Raw genomic sequence first — 17,026 nt, 5'->3', positions numbered from 1 at the left:
CCATTATTAGTAGAATTACTAAAAAATACTTTTGTCTCATTTCAAGCCTGCTAGTTATAAGATTAAAGAAACATCAATTGCGTTAAAACCAAAATTAATAGTTGTATAATGTTGATATTAATTTGTTAATATGTAAAAAAGATAGGTAGTCGTAAGCAACTACCTATCTTTTATTTTTATCTATAAAGTGTAAAGTTACCTACAAGCTCTCTGGTATCTGCTACACCGTTTAATTTAATGATGTACCAATAATCTCCGGTAGGCAATTCATTTTCTTGATAGAATCCGTCCCATCCGTCTTCATTATCTTTAAAGGTGAAAACTGAACGTCCATATCTATCATAAATACTAATGAAAATTTCTGGATAAATTTCAATGTTATCCGGCATCCATAAATCGTTTTGCCCATCGCCATTAGGAGTAAAGAAATTAGGGATTTCAATATCAATGAATTCAATGAATAGACTAGCTGTTGCTTCGCATCCGTTTTCGTCTACAACGGTAATCGTATATGTGCCTGTTTCTGTAATATAGAACACATTGTCAGAACCTCTATTCTCATCCTCAAAGTAGAAAGTGTAGTTTTCTCTACCTCCAACAACCGTTGCGGTAATCTCATTGATATTACTTTCTTCAACGGTAATTTCAAGAGGATCGAATGCCAATATCTCAAAATCGTAGGTGGTTAAACAGCCATTTGCATGAGAAATACTAATATAATGCGTGCCAGGGGATAGATCTCTAAACATAGGGGTCAACTGCATTTCTAAAGGATCTACAGTATCTAAACCAAATAGTACATCATTTTCTATACTTGGGTCATTTAGAATAATATTTACATAGTTGCTAGGGAATGTGCCATTGCAGCCATAAACCGGCTCAACGGTAGCTCCGAGATCCACACCAGGATCAATGGTAACTATTATGGTTTCTTCACAACCTTGTGTATCTTCTATGTAGATGATATAATCGCCAGCTGCCAAGTTGGTAAAGTTTAATCTGTCTTGTATAAAATCTGTTTCAGATTCTAAACGAGTGCTATATGAAGCGGTACCACCAGTTATGGTTAAATCAATAGTTCCATCTTCTTCCCCTACACAAATTTCAGGTGTGCTTTCTATTGTTATTTCTAACACTTCTGGCTCTGAAATGGTAGCTTCAATTAGCTCAAAGCAACCATTAGAATCTTGAGCGATAATAGTATAATCGCCTGGTGCCAATTCGTCGAACGTATTATCATCGCTAAAACGATCTAAGTTTGGTGAGATTGCATATTGATATGTACCCGAACCGCCAATCATATTCACGGTAATGCTACCATCTTCCTGCCCATTACAAGTAACATCGTTGATAGTAGTATTGGCCGTGTCGATAACCAATGCGTCTGGTTCTGTAATGTTGATCAATGCAGATGACACTTCACAATCATCACTTTGAACCCTTACATAATATGGTCCAGCCAATAAATCGGTGAACAAACCAGTTGCTTGATTTGGACGAACCTCATTGGTAAAACCTGCATCAGAAAATAATGCATATTGATAATTACCTAATCCACCTTGTGCCTCTGCATTGATAACCCCGCTATCATCACCGTTACAGCTAATGGTAGGGTTGTCGTTATCTAAGGTAACAGTTAAAGGAACAATCGGGTTTATAGTAACGCTATTACTTATAACCGATACACAACCAAAACTATCTTGAATATAGTATTGATATGTATTTGGTTGAACACCTGTGAATAAATTGGTGTTAGGACCATTTGTTTCGTTCATGGCATTGAATGCAGACGTACCATCTATACTCCACATATATGGACCTGTACCACCAGAAGCGGTTAATAAAAGTTGTGCATCATCTAGGCAAGTTGCTCTTTGCTCAGTAACTAATTGTCCTCTAACTTCTACTGGTTCAGCAATTTCAACAATATTAGTTTCATCAGAACAATTTAAGTCATCTAACACAGTAACACTGTAATAGCCTGCTCTTAAATTCATAAATGTTGCTGTAGTCTGAGAACTAGATGTCTGTAAAAGGTTAGCTCCAGCTGCATCACCATCATACGTATTAAGAATGTATCTGTAATTTGTGGATACTGTTCTTGGTGTAAACGCTGCTGTAATTATTCCGTCCGTATCACCTTCGCATTCTAAACCTACAACTGTTTGAATATTAGCAGCAATTGGTTCTGGAGGCGTCAACGTAAATGCATTGGTAAAGGTTTCTGTACAACCTAAACTATCGGTTACTTCTACGGTATATTGACCGTCACTTAAACCTGTAAATAAATTACCGTTTACTTGATTTGCCGTATAAGTTGTTGTTGAACTAACATGTGTTAAAACGATATCGAAAGGCGCTTCACCACCATTAGGTGTAATATTTGCAGTACCCATGTCATTATTACAACCTACATCTGTGGTTGCAATGGTCGCTAAAGTTATAGCGGCACTAGGCGATGTAATCGTAAATGATCTTTCTTGTACACATTCCGGAGTTCCAACTTGTGAAGCTCTTAAAATATAGCTACCTGCTGCTACGGGAATAGAAGCTGTGGTTCCTGTTCCTGTAAAAGTAGCGGCATCATCTGTACGTGTAGTAGCTGTGCCATCTGCATTTACAACTTCCCAGTTAAAATCACCAGTATATGTAGCATCGGTAAATGTTACCTCAATAGCCCCATCTGTTCCAAAACATACGACATCAGAAAGCTTATTTACCTCAATACTAAAAGTATTAGGGTCTTCAACGATATGAGTTCGGGTTATTTCACAACCTGTAGTTACATTTTTAATACCAATCGTATACGTGCCAATTGCCAAATTCGTGAATATATTATCACCTGTTTGGTATGTTGCAGAAGGTAAAATTCTAAACTCGTAGTTAGCAAGATTTGCCGTGGTATTGGTAACTGTACTATTTACAATAATAGTAATGTTTTCTCCACTGTTAATACAATCTAATGCTCTGTCGACAGTAATAGTCGCGTCAATAAAAGTGTCATAAGGGTTTATAGTAACAATGTGTTCTGCAGAACAACCTTTGTCATCATATACACGTACTATAATATCACCACCAGCTGCATCTGTATGCGTATAGGTTAATGCACTACTGTTTTGTAATACAGTAGCAGTTGCATCATCTATGAATTCAAAACGATTATATGTACCGCTACCACCACTTATTAAACCTGCGTCTATTGTTATTGTGGCATTGTCACCATCATTACCGGAAGCACAACCAAATTGGTCAGGAACGGGAGCAGTAAATGCTACGGCTGTATTTTCATCTACAACCACAGTTTTTACTGTAGGACAGTTATTCGGACCTCTTGCAGTTACATCATAAGATCCACCTGGAAGCCCGGTGAAAGATTGTGTCGCCGCATCCCAAGATGCGCTAGCAGGCATTGGGTCTAATACATAGGTCAACGGATTGTTACCGTTATTTACTTGAACCAATTCTATGATACCGTCATCAGCACCTGAACAGCTAACCTCGATAGCAGTTGCCGTGAAATCTGGAAGAATGGCCGCAGGTATGGTTACATCAATAGTTCTAAAACAATTTGGTGATGCTGTACCAATATCATAAACATTAACTGTGTAAATGGTATCTATAGTGTTGTCAGGTACGCTAACTGCTACGTTCATGGCTCCACCAGTAAGTGTCTGTCTTGTTTCAACATCTGCTGATGAGCTGTCAAGAATTTCAAACTCATAATTACCGGAACCTGAAATACCTTCAATAGCTATTTCGGCCTCATAACCTGCACCACAACCTAATTGTTTATCTAAGGTAGCCGATGCTTGTAGGGTAGGGTGTACCACTATATTGGTGTCTTCTGTACAACCTGTAGCATCTTTTATAAATACTATATAGCTGCCAGCAGCTACGGTATTGTATATACCGCCGTTGTTTTGATATGTACTACCACCATCAATAGAGTAAAGAATAGTGCCTGTTCCTGTAGCATTTATGGTAACCGATGCATTGGTATCGCAATTTGAAATTACCACATCATCAATAATCGGTGCAGCCGTAAAGCTCATGGTAACAGCATTAAGCGGATACGAACAACCATATTGATCTTCGACGTTTACGGTATATGTTCCTGCGGGAGATCCTGCTGGTATTTCTATAGGGTTATCACCTGTTGCTGTAATAGTAGTAAAAGTTGCAGGACCCGTAATGGTATAGAAGTAATCACCTCCACCGCCTTGCACATTCTCTACTAATATTAATCCAGGGTTTTCACAAGAAATATCTTGTTCTGATTTTGCGACTCCTGTAATTATTTCTAACTCATCTAAAATAGCATTTTCACTTGCACTAATACATTGTTGTGCACCACCGCTGTCTATTTGTGTTACCTCAATATAATACTCACTTGGGGCTAGACCGGTTACGGTAATAGTGTTGCTGTAGGCTATTACCCCTGCACTTTGATCAACTATATTATCATCGGTATCAAATAAAGTCCATTGCATGCTAGGTTCGGTCAGTCCATCTTCATCAACTATTGTGTAAGTGATTTCGCCATTGTTTGCAGAACTACAAGAAGGGTTTATTTCTGGAGTAATGGTCATCGGTAGACCGCCAGCAATTTCATTAACGTTAACCGTACTTTGTCTAATACAAGTTACTGGTGTATTATTATCTCTAACATAGAAAACATAGGTTCTACCAGGTATTAAATTGGTAAATTCATACATACCATGACCTGCGGTTACTGTGCTACCATCTAAAGCAATAGATCCACCGGCGTACCATGTAGCAGTACTTTCATCGAAATTTGCTGGGTCACTTGAAAAAGTATATTCGTATCCTGGTACTCCTTCACCACCTTGTACTTTTACTTTTAATTCATCGCAATTTTCAACTACTGATGAAGTCGTAATATCCAAATCATCCAATGGATAAGGAATGATTTCTCTTGGTAGATCTGTTTGACAAACTAAATTGCCGCTACCGTCAATTGTTCTAATAGATGGGAAGACTTCATCACCAGAAGACAATCCGGTTCTAAAACTAGTTCCTGTTTGCCATGTACTACCACCATCTTGACTATATTCTATAGTACCGGTCAAACCTGTAGTTACGTTTGTAAAGTCAAAACCAAAATCGGTATCCAATCCGCTACAATCACTAGCATAAGCCAATACAATATCTGCAGTGAGTTCATCAGGTGCTGTTATCGTCACTGATTCCGTCTCAGAACATCCGCCTTCATCGGTAATAATTACATCGTAATCACCTGGTGCCAGGTTATAGTATGTTTTAGAAGTTCCTACAACATTATTTTGTACTTGATCTGGTGTACCGTTAGTAATATCTACCAATCGGTAATCGAAAGGAGATAGTCCGTCGTTAATAGTAACTTCAATATTACCAGTGCCATCATGGCAATCTGGGTCTGTTGCCACTGCTGATATATCCAATACTGGGTTGGCAGCAATGGTTTCGGTTACCATAGTTTGGCAAGCATCGGTACCATTAGCTTTGTCTCTTACGTAAATATCATAATCTCCAATATTAGCTAGTGCAACTGTTGTTGAATTACTAATTGAGAAATCAGCATCAGTTACTGTATTTCCAGCAGGAACAAAGGCATACATGAAATTATTGTCACCACCTGATGCAGTTGCCGTTAAACTACCATCGCCACATAAACTTGCATTTACAGGTACTACACTTAATGAAATAGTCGGCGCTATTGTTATTGATTGTATCGCTGACGCACAACCAAACTCATCATTCACTTCAACATCATATGTACCTTCGGTTAAATTACTGAATGTATATGTTACGTCTGTAATTGTTGAAGGTGTTTGCCAAGCTCCGCCGTTAATTCTAAAAGAGTAATTACCATTACCATCGGTAACGGTTGCTGTAACGGTACCATTATTTTGACCGTCATAACATTGCGTTGCGGTTAAGTCAAAAGCAATTGTATCTGGCTGAACTACAGTTACAGTTGTTGTTGAGATTACTTCACAATTATTTTGATCTCTTACTCTAACATGATAATCGCCTGCCGGTACATTTAAAAATTGTGCCGTTGAACTAAAAGTTCGTATAACTGTATTATCCGTTAATTCTAATTGATATTCATAACTAGGTGTGCCTTCATCTGCAGATGCTTGCAAAGTAGCACCTGAGTTAAAACATGTGAATTCTGCTTTTTGTTCAAGATTTGCAGTTAATGCATTTGGTGATGTCAACGTAACCGAAGTCGCTGAGGTTGCCGTACATGTATTATCGTTTATTTTTTCGACCATAATACTATACGTGCCATCGGCAAGAGTGGTCGGTGTAGTAATCGGAGATGTAGTTTCCGTAACCCAAGTTGCTCCATTATCAATAGAATATTGATAACCTGCGATAGGATCAAAATTAGAAACTTCAAAACGGATACTACCATTGTCACTTCCATTACAAGTTGGGTCAGTACTACTTAAAATAGCTACTTCGAAAGTTTTTCCTGTTTCTACAATAACTGTAATATCTTCTGTTTGCTCACATAACTCAGGAGTCTGTGAAGCTTGAATATCATCTAATACCAAGAAGTTACCATTGTCACTATTAAGGTTGGTACGTAATACAACACCAACTGCCGTGTTTGCACCAGGGTTAAAAGTAACCGTTCTTAGGTGCCAGTCGTCTGCATTGTTGTTTTGAGGAATAGCTGCTGTTGCCTGACTACTGATTACAGTGCCCGTACCGTCAACTAATTCTACCAATATCTCTGGGTCGTTACCCGAAGCATTATCAATTAATATGTTGTAAGCGTAGAATGATATCGTTATTTCTTGATTTGGTAAAGCTTCTAACCCTGTTCTTGACCATAAAATATTATTGTCTCCGGCTGAGGTACTTACCCCAATTGCCATAAACCTACCATCTGTTAATCCAGAATGATCGTTAGGACTTCTCCAAGATGCATTTGGATTGGTTATTCTGTTCGTTACTGCATATTCTGCATTTACAAGAATACCTGCAGGACCTAAATTACAATCGGTATCTGTACCATCTTGTGGTTCATAGCAATATCCTGCGCCAATTTCCGCAATCTGTGTAGTTACACCAGCTCCAAAATATTCAAGAAACAATGTGCTTTGAGAAGCAGCAATTGAACTTGTGTACCCAACTGTTATTGTTTGAGTACCCGATGCGACATTATTGAAAATATTACTATTCAATGGTGTGTTATCCGTACCGTTTAATTTATAGGTATAGGTAAAATCTGTTGTGTTCGAAGGAGTAATTGTTACTACGCCGTCCCCATCGCACTCATAAGTAATATCATTAGTAAAAGTAGGGTCTACAGCGGCTGTAGGTACCGTAATCTCTAAAGGTGTTTCGCAACCTAAAGCGTCTTTTATTGCCAATTGATACGTACCGGGAGTTAAACGTTGTTCATCTACCCCAGAGAAAGTATTACCACCATCAAAACTATATTGGTAAGGAGCTTGACCGCCACTACCATTTAAAATCTTTACCAAGGCAGTGGGTGTTGCAGCACCAGAAGTGTCGCAAGAAGCATCTTCAATAATTGAAGGAGATGCTGTTAATATAAATGGTTGTGTAACTTCATATTCTAAAGTCTCCTTACATGCATTACCTGGATCACTATTGGTATCTATAACCGTAATGGTATAGGTGCCGGCAGCTAAATTATTAAAGTAGTTTTCCGTTTGGTACGTTGTACCTCCATCAAGACTGTATTGGTATGGAGCATTACCACCAGATGCAGTTATCGTTAAAACAGCTGTGGCAGAGTCTGCACATATAATATCCGTATTTGTTGCACTTATGGTAATTGATCCTAAATCATCCATAGTTACCATATTGGATAAACCATAACAGCCATTGTCATCTCTTATTACGAATACATAATCACCATCTTCATTAGGAATATATGCAGAAGAAACAGTATCATACCCGAATAAAAATGTTGGATTAGATGTAAAATCCGAATCAGGAATTGTAGTTTCATCGGCATATGGAGCAACAGCATCTTTACTGTAGATAGCGTATTCATAACCTGTTGTACCACCCGTAGCCGTTAAATTAATAACACCGGAAGTACAGGTAATATTATCTTGAGTTGTTGCTGTCAACCTTAGTTCAGGAATTTCGTCTACGGTTATAGTTTTTTCGTCACTACAACCATCTACAGTAGTCGTTACAATAACATAATCATCTGCTGAAAGCCCTGGAAATGTATACGTGTTGTCAGAAGAAAGTAAATTATTGGCTACCAAGTCTCCTTTACCACCGCTACCGTTATCGAAGTAAAGCTCATAGCTATATTCTGGTGAAACGTTCAATGCCTGTATAGAAATTGTTCCTGCATCTGTACAATCAAATGGAGTTGAAGCTATTGTTGTTTCAAAAACTCTTTCTGCAATACCTATTTCTTCGGTTTCAAATACACAACTGTTCTCAATTGGTGCACCTGTTGAAGGATTTAGTTGTGTGATTTGTACTATATAGGTTCCGCTAGTTGCTATAGCAAAATTTGGACCTTGACCAGCACTAAATGGTACTGCGATTGAATTATTCTCAACATCATATAACTGATATCCGTAACCGCTACCTAAATCTATTACTCTTATAGAACCTTCGGTATCACAAATGATATCAGATGAATCTGGCTCAGGAATGTCCAAGGTATTTTGATATGCATTGAAATAGAATCTACTGAAACATCCGCCTTCATAACCTATAACAACTCTATATTTACCGCTTTCGGTAACTGTAAAATTATCAGTATCCGTTTCTTCGTTCCATGTCCATCCAGCATTATTGTTAACACAATTATCGCTTACATCGCCACATATTTCAGTGGTACAACTATTTTCATCAAGTTTCTCCCACTTTATGGTTAGAGCATCGGTTATACCTAATTGAATAAATGCACTATCGAATTCACCACAAAGAAATATATGTGGCATGTCACTATTATCATTGGAACAAGTAACGGTTTCTCCCTGAATATCATTATCAGGATTACTGTCACTATTCACTTGGTTTAAATAACTAATGATAGGATTGGTCTGTGTTTCACCATAACGCTCAACAGTAATTAGTTCTGTATGGTTGGCACAGCCAGAAGTAGATGTTTTCTCAACAATATAGTTTCCTATTGTTGTTACTGTCAGTGTATCTGAAGTACCGTCATCTAAAATTGTATCTCCAGCATCTATAGCACCATTATTATTTGTGTCAATTGCCCAAGTGTAGGTATCAAAACCTATACCGGCAGAAAGTGTACCGCTAGCACCACAAAGTTCTACCGTACGTGCAACGCTACAATTTGCCAATGCATCAGAAACATTGTTGGCTGCTACCTCTAAAGTCGTGGTACAAGCACCTGCAGGGTTACTACCATCTTCATCAGAAAAAGTGTTGGTATTTAAAGTGCCTGAATAAATTGCATATGCATGATTCTCTAATTGAGAAGCACATGCCGCTACAAATTCAGAACAGTCGCCGGCAACGGAAACCGTTATTTTTATCTTATACTCAGGATCATCTATTTCAACCAAAGCATCTGGTATAGTAAATGTTATGGTTCTAGTACTTTCTTCATAACTACTGGTTACCCCCGGGGCATCATCAATATTTATATCATCTAAGGTTACATTGTTCGGTAATACATTTTTGATTGTAAAACCGGTTGCATGATCATCGCCCGTATTCTGAAATCTTAATACATAATTGTACGTATCACCTAAATCAACATCCTCTCCATTAATATCCGTACCACCTAATAATTCAGAAGTATTACCTAAAACAATAACCGGTGCAAATACTTGAGTATAAGATGCTGCATTTACGGTACCATTAGTTGGGTCAACAGCAGGAACTCCCGTTCCATATTCGCCACCATCACCACCATCTGTTGCGTCATCTTTATAATATTCGTTGGCATCGCTACACCCATCGTCATCGCTATCTAAGTCTAAATGGTCAGGTAAGCCATCCATATCGGTATCTAGATTTGCACAAAATCCAGAAAATGAAGCTGTATTATAAGATAAAAAGGCAACATCGGCATTTGAACTTAGTTGTAGTCGTAGATAAGACACGTCAGCTAAATTGGCAGCAGGTACACCAAATTCTGATAATTCTACTGTTGCTAAACGGTAATCTCTTGTGGTATTGTTATAAAAAATACTTCCGTTTGAATGGTAAATATCCAATCTGTACCTACCTACAACATCGGCAAGTGCTCCACCACTATAGGCTTGAACACGTACTGCATTTCCTAGAGGAGCACCTGTGGCATCATAAAGACTTACAACGTGACCGACACCACTTGGGTCTGCAACTTGGGTCAATAATATATCTGGTATACCATCGCCAACGTTGGTCGCTACGATAGGATCTATTTCATAAGTCCATGTATCGCCAATGTTTACAATACCAGAACCAAGATCCAGTCCGTTTTGCCCGTAGGTCAATAAAGGATTCAATGGATCTGTCGTAGGGTCATTAATAATGGTTAATCCTAATGAATTATCATTATTTCCATCATTTAAATTAGCCTCAAAGGTCGCCTCATTGTAAATGGTATTTGAAGGTGTTAAGGTCATCCAGCTAGATTCTGTGGCAGAAATATCCGCGATTCCATCATTGTTAGAGTCTATGCCATCTAATAAACCATTTCCGTTAGCATCATAAAGATCATCGTCTGCAACCCCAGTGGTAAACGTAGTACCGCCAGAGGTAAATGACAATAATTCATGTGATAAGTTGGGCAATACCGGATTTATTGAAGTTGTAGAACTTCTCCAAAAACCAGAGAAATTAGAGAAAATTTCTGTTACCGCAGTACCACCTTGTACAGTGCTTGATGGCGAGGTAAAATTAACATCGCTAGATATGATACACATTTGTTCAATAGCATCATATATACCATCATTATCATCATCTAAATCAACACTATCTACAACGCCGTCATTATCAAAATCGTTATGGACTATTATTCGGGCCGAAGGCTCATCTCTTGTAACATTGGCGTCCGTTTGGTCTTGGGTGTTCGTTGCAATATTTACGAGATTGAGTAAAGGCAAGATGTCTATTTCGTCTGCGGTTACTTCTAAAGTTAAGAAGGCAACTTCACCGGGTGCTAGTGTGCCAATATTCCAAACACTACCATTAAATGCCCCTGTTATCGTAGAGGCTTGTACTAATGTCAGTCCTTCAGGAATGTTATCCGTAACCTGTAAATTGGTTATATCGTTAAAGTAAAAATTTTCTGCTCTTATAGTGAACGTCGCGGTTTCCCCTTCGGTTATTTCAGGCTTGTCAACAGTTTTTTTAATTTGAACATCTGGTTCGCAATAGAAAATTTTAATGGTTTGCGAATCGTAGGTACAAGGTCCTTTTGTACCTCTTACATAATAATCACCCGCAAGTGTTGCCGCATAGTCATAGGCATTCGCACCAGGTATAGCTACACCGTCAAAAAACCATTGGTAGGCATCAAAATTATCATCTGAGGCTTCAAAAATACTTGACCCGGAAAAACATTCACCTTCAACCCCTCCGTTAATTTGTAATACAACTTCTGGTACGGTATCAAACCCAGAGAAATATCCTGCAACACCACGAGCACCATGAAAACCAAAAAAACCAATAGCCATTGGTCCGGTAGAGGTTACGTTAATATCGCCATCAAGATTGGGTATGAAGAATGTTTTCCAATCATCTGATCCAGCAACTGGGTCAGAAGCTGGTTTAGAAACCTCCACACCATTTTCATATACCTTTACATTGGCATCTGAGGTATTTACAGAAGCAATAATGGTTAAGCCACCTGTGACATCTGTACCGGCCATATTTCTAATATCCGGTATATTGTCCATTACATCTGGTAATAAACAGTTTACCGGAGCTACGAAGTTTAAACCTTGAGTATAATTTGCTGCAGCACCAGCTAAACTTTGATAGGCATAGACATCTTTAGAAGTCTGTACGAACATATTCGCACCGGCTGAGTTACTTGAGTAATAGGTACTTGGTATTTTAAAGTACTCGCCATTATCAATGGTAGCAATAGCAGTAGTACTACCATTTACATATACTTGTGTGTTATCTGCCGTAGCAATTACCAAAGGGAATTCTGTAAGCCCACTAGAAGAACCATTACCTCTAATAAATACGTAATCTTTTCCTAATTTATTGATAGGTACTGGCTGATCTATACCAGCATCTCTATGACTTTGACCATCTTGACTACCAAAGTTCATTGATCCATTACTAATTACTATATCTTTTGTAGCAACAATTGAAGCACCGATCCAACCATCTTCATGAGCCTGTGTAGGTGATGTACCTATATAGGTTTCATACACAAAAGATTCATTGGCATTTAATGTTATTGTATGAGAGTTGGCGGTTATACCTGCTCTGTCATTACCTACTCTAAATTCGCAACCGGGGTCATAACCAGATAAGACCACGGTAGTGTTGTCTTCGGTTGCCATAATACCAAGGGTGTTAGATTTAGATACTTGAGCCCCTTTGTTAGGTACACCGCCCCATTTAAAATTGGTGCCCATTGCTTGTCTACCCTTTGCTGTTAGTGATGCAGCTTGTGCCCCAGAATTACCTCTGTAATTGACATAGAATTTTTCTCCACCGGCAGAAACAAAACGTAAGCCACTATTAGAGAGTACTTTGCCGGTGTTTGCGTTGGATACAAGGGTAATGTTGTTATCACCATCAGCCAAAGTCCATACACCAGGGTTAAGTCTGTCGATGGTAATTGTTTTAACGATAGTGTTAGAAGTACCTCGATACGCATAAACGTTGAAAGGCGTCGTTTCTGGAGTGGATAAATATATGGCTTGGTCTTCTATAGCTTGCTTATTTTGACCTTGCTTCATTGGTGGTAAATAATGAAGGTCGCTCAATTGTGCAGTTCCAAAAAAGCAGCTTAACACAAATAAAAAAAACAGTAAGAATTTAATGCTCTCGTTTTTCTTGGTAATCATCGGTATGGTTTTCAAGTAGTACTAAAACAAATAAAATACCCTTTAAGCTCTTGGCTAAAAAAATGTTGTATACCTACTAATTCTGTATCTGTAAATATTGTTTCTATATGCTTGATGATATTTATTGTGCCTAATTGTTTATTTTACCAGTAAATTTGTAGCATGTCAGACGAAAAATTAATGTCCAAGAAAAAACCGGCTTATCCGGTAAGTGAGGCTTTAGATGGTTATTTGGATCACTATAGTAGAAAAATTGAAATACCTATATTTTACGACGATTTGCTTCGATTTTCTGGCTCTGTAGTGGTCTATGATAAGAATGATGAAGACACATTGTGGGTACGTGCATATTATTCAGAATTCGATAGAAAGGAAATTGACGATAGTTTAAAGAAAGTCTATTCTATTTTACATTCTGATGGAAGTGATAATATTCATCAATATTTAAATGTTGATGCGGTAGATTTCTGTACGTTTGGTAACTCTAAACCTTTCAGAATCAAGATCAGAAATATCTTAAATGACAATTTCACCTATTTCTATATTAAAAAGACAGATGCATCTCGTATTTATGGCCTTGAGCTAGAGCATATGCTTTCCCCGTACAATCTCAACTTTTTGGTCTATAAAGATACTTTAATAGAAGAGCATATTGCAGGTATACCTGGTGATGAATTCATTAAACATAATTTACCAAAATGTACACCACGCGAAAAGGCACAGTTGGCAAAAGAGTTCGTAAAATTCAATGAGCGGTGTATGATTCGGTTATTGGGCGATATGCGCTCGTATAACTATGTTATCGTGCCTACGCATGACTTTGATCACGTTGTTTATAAAATACGCGCCATAGATTTTGATCAGCAGTGTTTTGAAGGAAAGTTGAAAGTTTACAGACCTCAATTTTTTAAGGAAAATTACCAAATGGTAGAATTGGTTCGTAAAAAACTGACTCATGATTCAGTGGATCAATATAAACTCGAAGAACGCTCTATGGTCGCTAAAAGAATCTTGAGTTCTGGTAATAGAATTAAAAAATTACGGGCTATTTGTAAAACCGATACTATTTCTACGCCAGAAAATATAGCTACTTTAAGGGAACAAATTGAAGTACTTACCATGGATATGGACTTTCAGAATTGTAAAACAATGGGAGAAGTACTTGATTTAGCGCTTAATTTTGTGCGTAGAAATTATGAAGATGTAAGTTTGAAACAGATTATTGAAAGCAGGATAAAAATTGGAAGTTGATTGATTATCAGTTATTTGCCAAATAAAAAAGCCCATTTTTCTGTAAAGAAAAATGGGCTTTTTTATTGGCTTTTAGCAAGTATTACTAGCTCTTCTGTTCTTTATTAAAGTATACTAGGTAGTAATACATCTGTCTTTCTTCATCCCACCCTTTTTCTACAAATTTCTCTGCAGATTCTGGGTTAATGAAATCCATTTTAATTTGAATGTTGGTGTCTAGGTTTATTACATTCTTTATCTTTTTACGTGCATCTGATACTGCTTTGTTGGCAATATCAAACGTAGAAACATCTTCAATACTAAACTTAGGTCCTTTCTCTGTCTTGTAGTGCTTAAACTCTGGTATCAACTCCGGATTCTCCATAACCTCATTCAAAAAAGTAGACTCTTCAAAAGCATCATTTTTTGCGAAATGGTTTACCGCACGGTTCATGAATAATACCTCTTGTTGCTTATCTTCTGCCGGTAGAACAACTTCTTTGGCAAAATCTTGACAAAATTTCAAGTAATTTTTTGTCTTAAAGTTATCATCTGAAAGTGGTTCAACACCTAAAAAGTTTTCTATCCAATACTTGGTGTCGTACTTATTACTATCTACAGAAAGTACCTTGTAACCTTCTTCTTTTTCTACGTTGAAAATTAAACAACCCTTATCTAATTTATTGATATTGATTCCTTGTTGAATTACGATATCTAAATTGCTGTTCTTTTCTTCGAACTGAATAAAATCGTGCTTTAACTCGCTTTTAAATATGCCTATAGCGTCTACCTTTTTATTATCTAAAAGTAAACCAGAGAGGTAGGCAACATATACTTCACCACTTTTTATATGTGGGTGGTTAGATTGCTCAAATAATAAAGAAGCTACTTTTTTAGAATTTAAATGAGCTTTAGACGGGTCTTCGAAAACTTCACTTACGATCTTGAACAATTCGTTGAATTCTACGTCAACTTCGTTAGCAAGTTTATAGTAGTTTTCTTCTTTTTCTCTAAAGGGCTTAAAGAAGTATTCTTTTAGTAAACCGGTAGTTTCGTCATTAAGTCTAAATGGTTCTTCTGAAAGAAAAACCCCTTCGTTTTTATTTTTGTTACCAACTCTATGTATAGAAATACTTTCAATTTGGGTAGCATAAAGATTAATCATAAAACGTTCTAAATTAAATGGTTAGTAAGCGAAAATATGTTGTTTACTAAAATTTAGTTCCAATTTTCATCGAAATCTAAATCGTCGTAATTATCAAAAGTGTCATCAAAATCAAAGGCACTGTTCTCTGCCTCAAAATTCTTTTCTGGCGGAGTTTCAGGTAGCTCACCAAATGTAAAAAGTACATTAGGGTAAGCACGGCCATCTTCATTTTCCTGAATATCTGCCAACTCAACAAAAAATGTCCACATGTTCATGAAATCATATACATAGATTAGTTTAGGGTTGTTCTCTGTCATTACATCCTCTAAAAAGGTCTCGTTCATTAACCGAACCTCAGAACCAGATTCGCTCATATCAAAAAGTGCGATTTCCTCGTCTTGTTTCCATTCCTCGTCGCATGTATAAAAAGACGCCATTTCATTGCCTAAAAAACCAAATGCCTGAGTAATGGCATTATGGAACTCTTCTAATGAATTGTGAGATTCAATCTCTAAATCTCTGAAAATATCTTCTTCAGCGTCTAGAATTACACGAATTTTATAAATCATACTTTAATTTTTGCGGGTCGGCAAAGTTACGAAGTTTTAGAGTCTTTTCTAGGCATTAATGCATCTAAAAGTATATAGAACTGAACACCGAACAGAATCGATGCCAAGACAAGGTGTAATGGCTGACTGGCGAAAGGAAAATCTAAATAGTTCATGGCTACACCTGTGAATACTACGACTAGTAGTAAAAACAATACCCAGTATACTTTAAAGTGACCAAGGTCTAGCTTGGTTATTCTGTATGCCAAGAAAGAATTCACTAAAATGATAAGTATTGAAAATGATCTGTGAACGTAAAACAGCAGCTCAGGATCTTGTAACCAATTTTCTTTTGCGGCATAACCGTAAATATCTATTTGTTCATCAACAAATTGGCGTACTTGTGTTCCCATAGCAATTTGTATTAGGGTCATACCTAGGGCCAATATACTGATATTCAGCACTAATTTATCATACTTAATGCGCTTGTTTTCTTTATTTGCCAAGTAAATGATGTATAATAGTATTGCAACAATTACCAAAGCCATGAGCATATGAACCGTAATCTTTGCCGGCTCTAAAACCGAATATACCACAGTTGCTCCAAGCCAAGCTTGAAAAACCATACCTACAACTACAAGCCAAGACAAAATGGGTATTCTTTTTTTCTTTTTCCAGAATTTAATGGAAAAGACGGCGAGTATTAAGGTAGCCAAGCCAGCCAACGCACCTAGTAACCTGTTGATATACTCGATCCAAGTGTGCCAAGGATTAAATTCTGCGTAGTCATGTTTTGTGTAAGGCTCCCAATTAGCTTTATTAAAAGAATCTTTTGTAGTGAAAGATTCTTTAGCAACCTGTAAGGTTTCGCGATAAATAATTACCTGGCCTTTTTCAAATAATCGGTCTGGTTGCCATTGTATTTCTGTTACCTCTGTCGGTGGTATATAGTAACCGAAACACTTTGGCCAATCTGGACAGCCCATACCACTACCGGTCATTCTAACTACGGCACCCGCAACAATCACTAAATAAACTAAAACCAAAGATGTTTTGGCAATTTTTCTAAATGTAATATCCATAAATAATAT

General features: G+C 37.3%; 5 protein-coding genes. 1 reads left to right on the top strand and 4 read right to left on the bottom strand.

All coding sequences use genetic code 11. The features are described 5' to 3' along the window. Positions 1-176: 176 nt before the first annotated feature. The gene (locus SJY30_RS08545; protein ID WP_396635132.1) at positions 177-13,010 is read right to left on the bottom strand and encodes a T9SS type B sorting domain-containing protein; all 12,834 of its coding nucleotides are present in this window, start codon (positions 13,008-13,010) and stop codon (positions 177-179) included. 162 nt (positions 13,011-13,172) lie between these two features. Between SJY30_RS08545 and SJY30_RS08540 the strand changes: the two genes are divergently transcribed. Further along, on the top strand, positions 13,173-14,261 hold the full coding sequence (locus SJY30_RS08540; protein ID WP_396635131.1) for a hypothetical protein: 1,089 nt from the start codon (positions 13,173-13,175) through the stop codon (positions 14,259-14,261). Between the two features lie 85 nt (positions 14,262-14,346). On the opposite strand, the gene SJY30_RS08535 is transcribed toward SJY30_RS08540, so the two are convergent. From SJY30_RS08535 to SJY30_RS08525, 3 genes are read right to left on the bottom strand one after another with little or no spacing between them, the layout of a single operon-like run. Next, the gene (locus SJY30_RS08535) at positions 14,347-15,405 is read right to left on the bottom strand and encodes a nucleoid-associated protein (protein WP_396635130.1); all 1,059 of its coding nucleotides are present in this window, start codon (positions 15,403-15,405) and stop codon (positions 14,347-14,349) included. 53 nt (positions 15,406-15,458) lie between these two features. Then, a complete protein-coding gene (locus SJY30_RS08530) occupies positions 15,459-15,956 on the bottom strand; it encodes a hypothetical protein (RefSeq protein ID WP_396635129.1) in 498 nt (165 codons plus the stop codon). Between the two features lie 26 nt (positions 15,957-15,982). Next, positions 15,983-17,017 carry a heme A synthase gene (locus SJY30_RS08525; protein WP_396635128.1) on the bottom strand — a complete coding sequence of 345 codons (1,035 nt, stop codon included), beginning with the start codon at positions 17,015-17,017 and terminating at the stop codon, positions 15,983-15,985. Between the last annotated feature and the right edge of the window lie 9 nt (positions 17,018-17,026).

Origin of the sequence: Maribacter sp. R86514, from assembly GCF_044597005.1 — a bacterium.
Classification (GTDB): Bacteria; Bacteroidota; Bacteroidia; order Flavobacteriales; family Flavobacteriaceae; genus Maribacter.
Note: the sequence above shows the minus strand (reverse complement) of the source record. Positions and strands in the feature narration are given on the sequence as shown.

What these genes read in the sequence shown, in the direction of transcription:
- SJY30_RS08545 (WP_396635132.1), bottom strand. Translation starts at nt 13,010, where the DNA reads ATGATTACCAAGAAAAACGAGAGCATTAAATTCTTACTGTTTTTTTTA.
- SJY30_RS08540 (WP_396635131.1), top strand. Translation starts at nt 13,173, where the DNA reads ATGTCAGACGAAAAATTAATGTCCAAGAAAAAACCGGCTTATCCGGTA.
- SJY30_RS08535 (WP_396635130.1), bottom strand. Translation starts at nt 15,405, where the DNA reads ATGATTAATCTTTATGCTACCCAAATTGAAAGTATTTCTATACATAGA.
- SJY30_RS08530 (WP_396635129.1), bottom strand. Translation starts at nt 15,956, where the DNA reads ATGATTTATAAAATTCGTGTAATTCTAGACGCTGAAGAAGATATTTTC.
- SJY30_RS08525 (WP_396635128.1), bottom strand. Translation starts at nt 17,017, where the DNA reads ATGGATATTACATTTAGAAAAATTGCCAAAACATCTTTGGTTTTAGTT.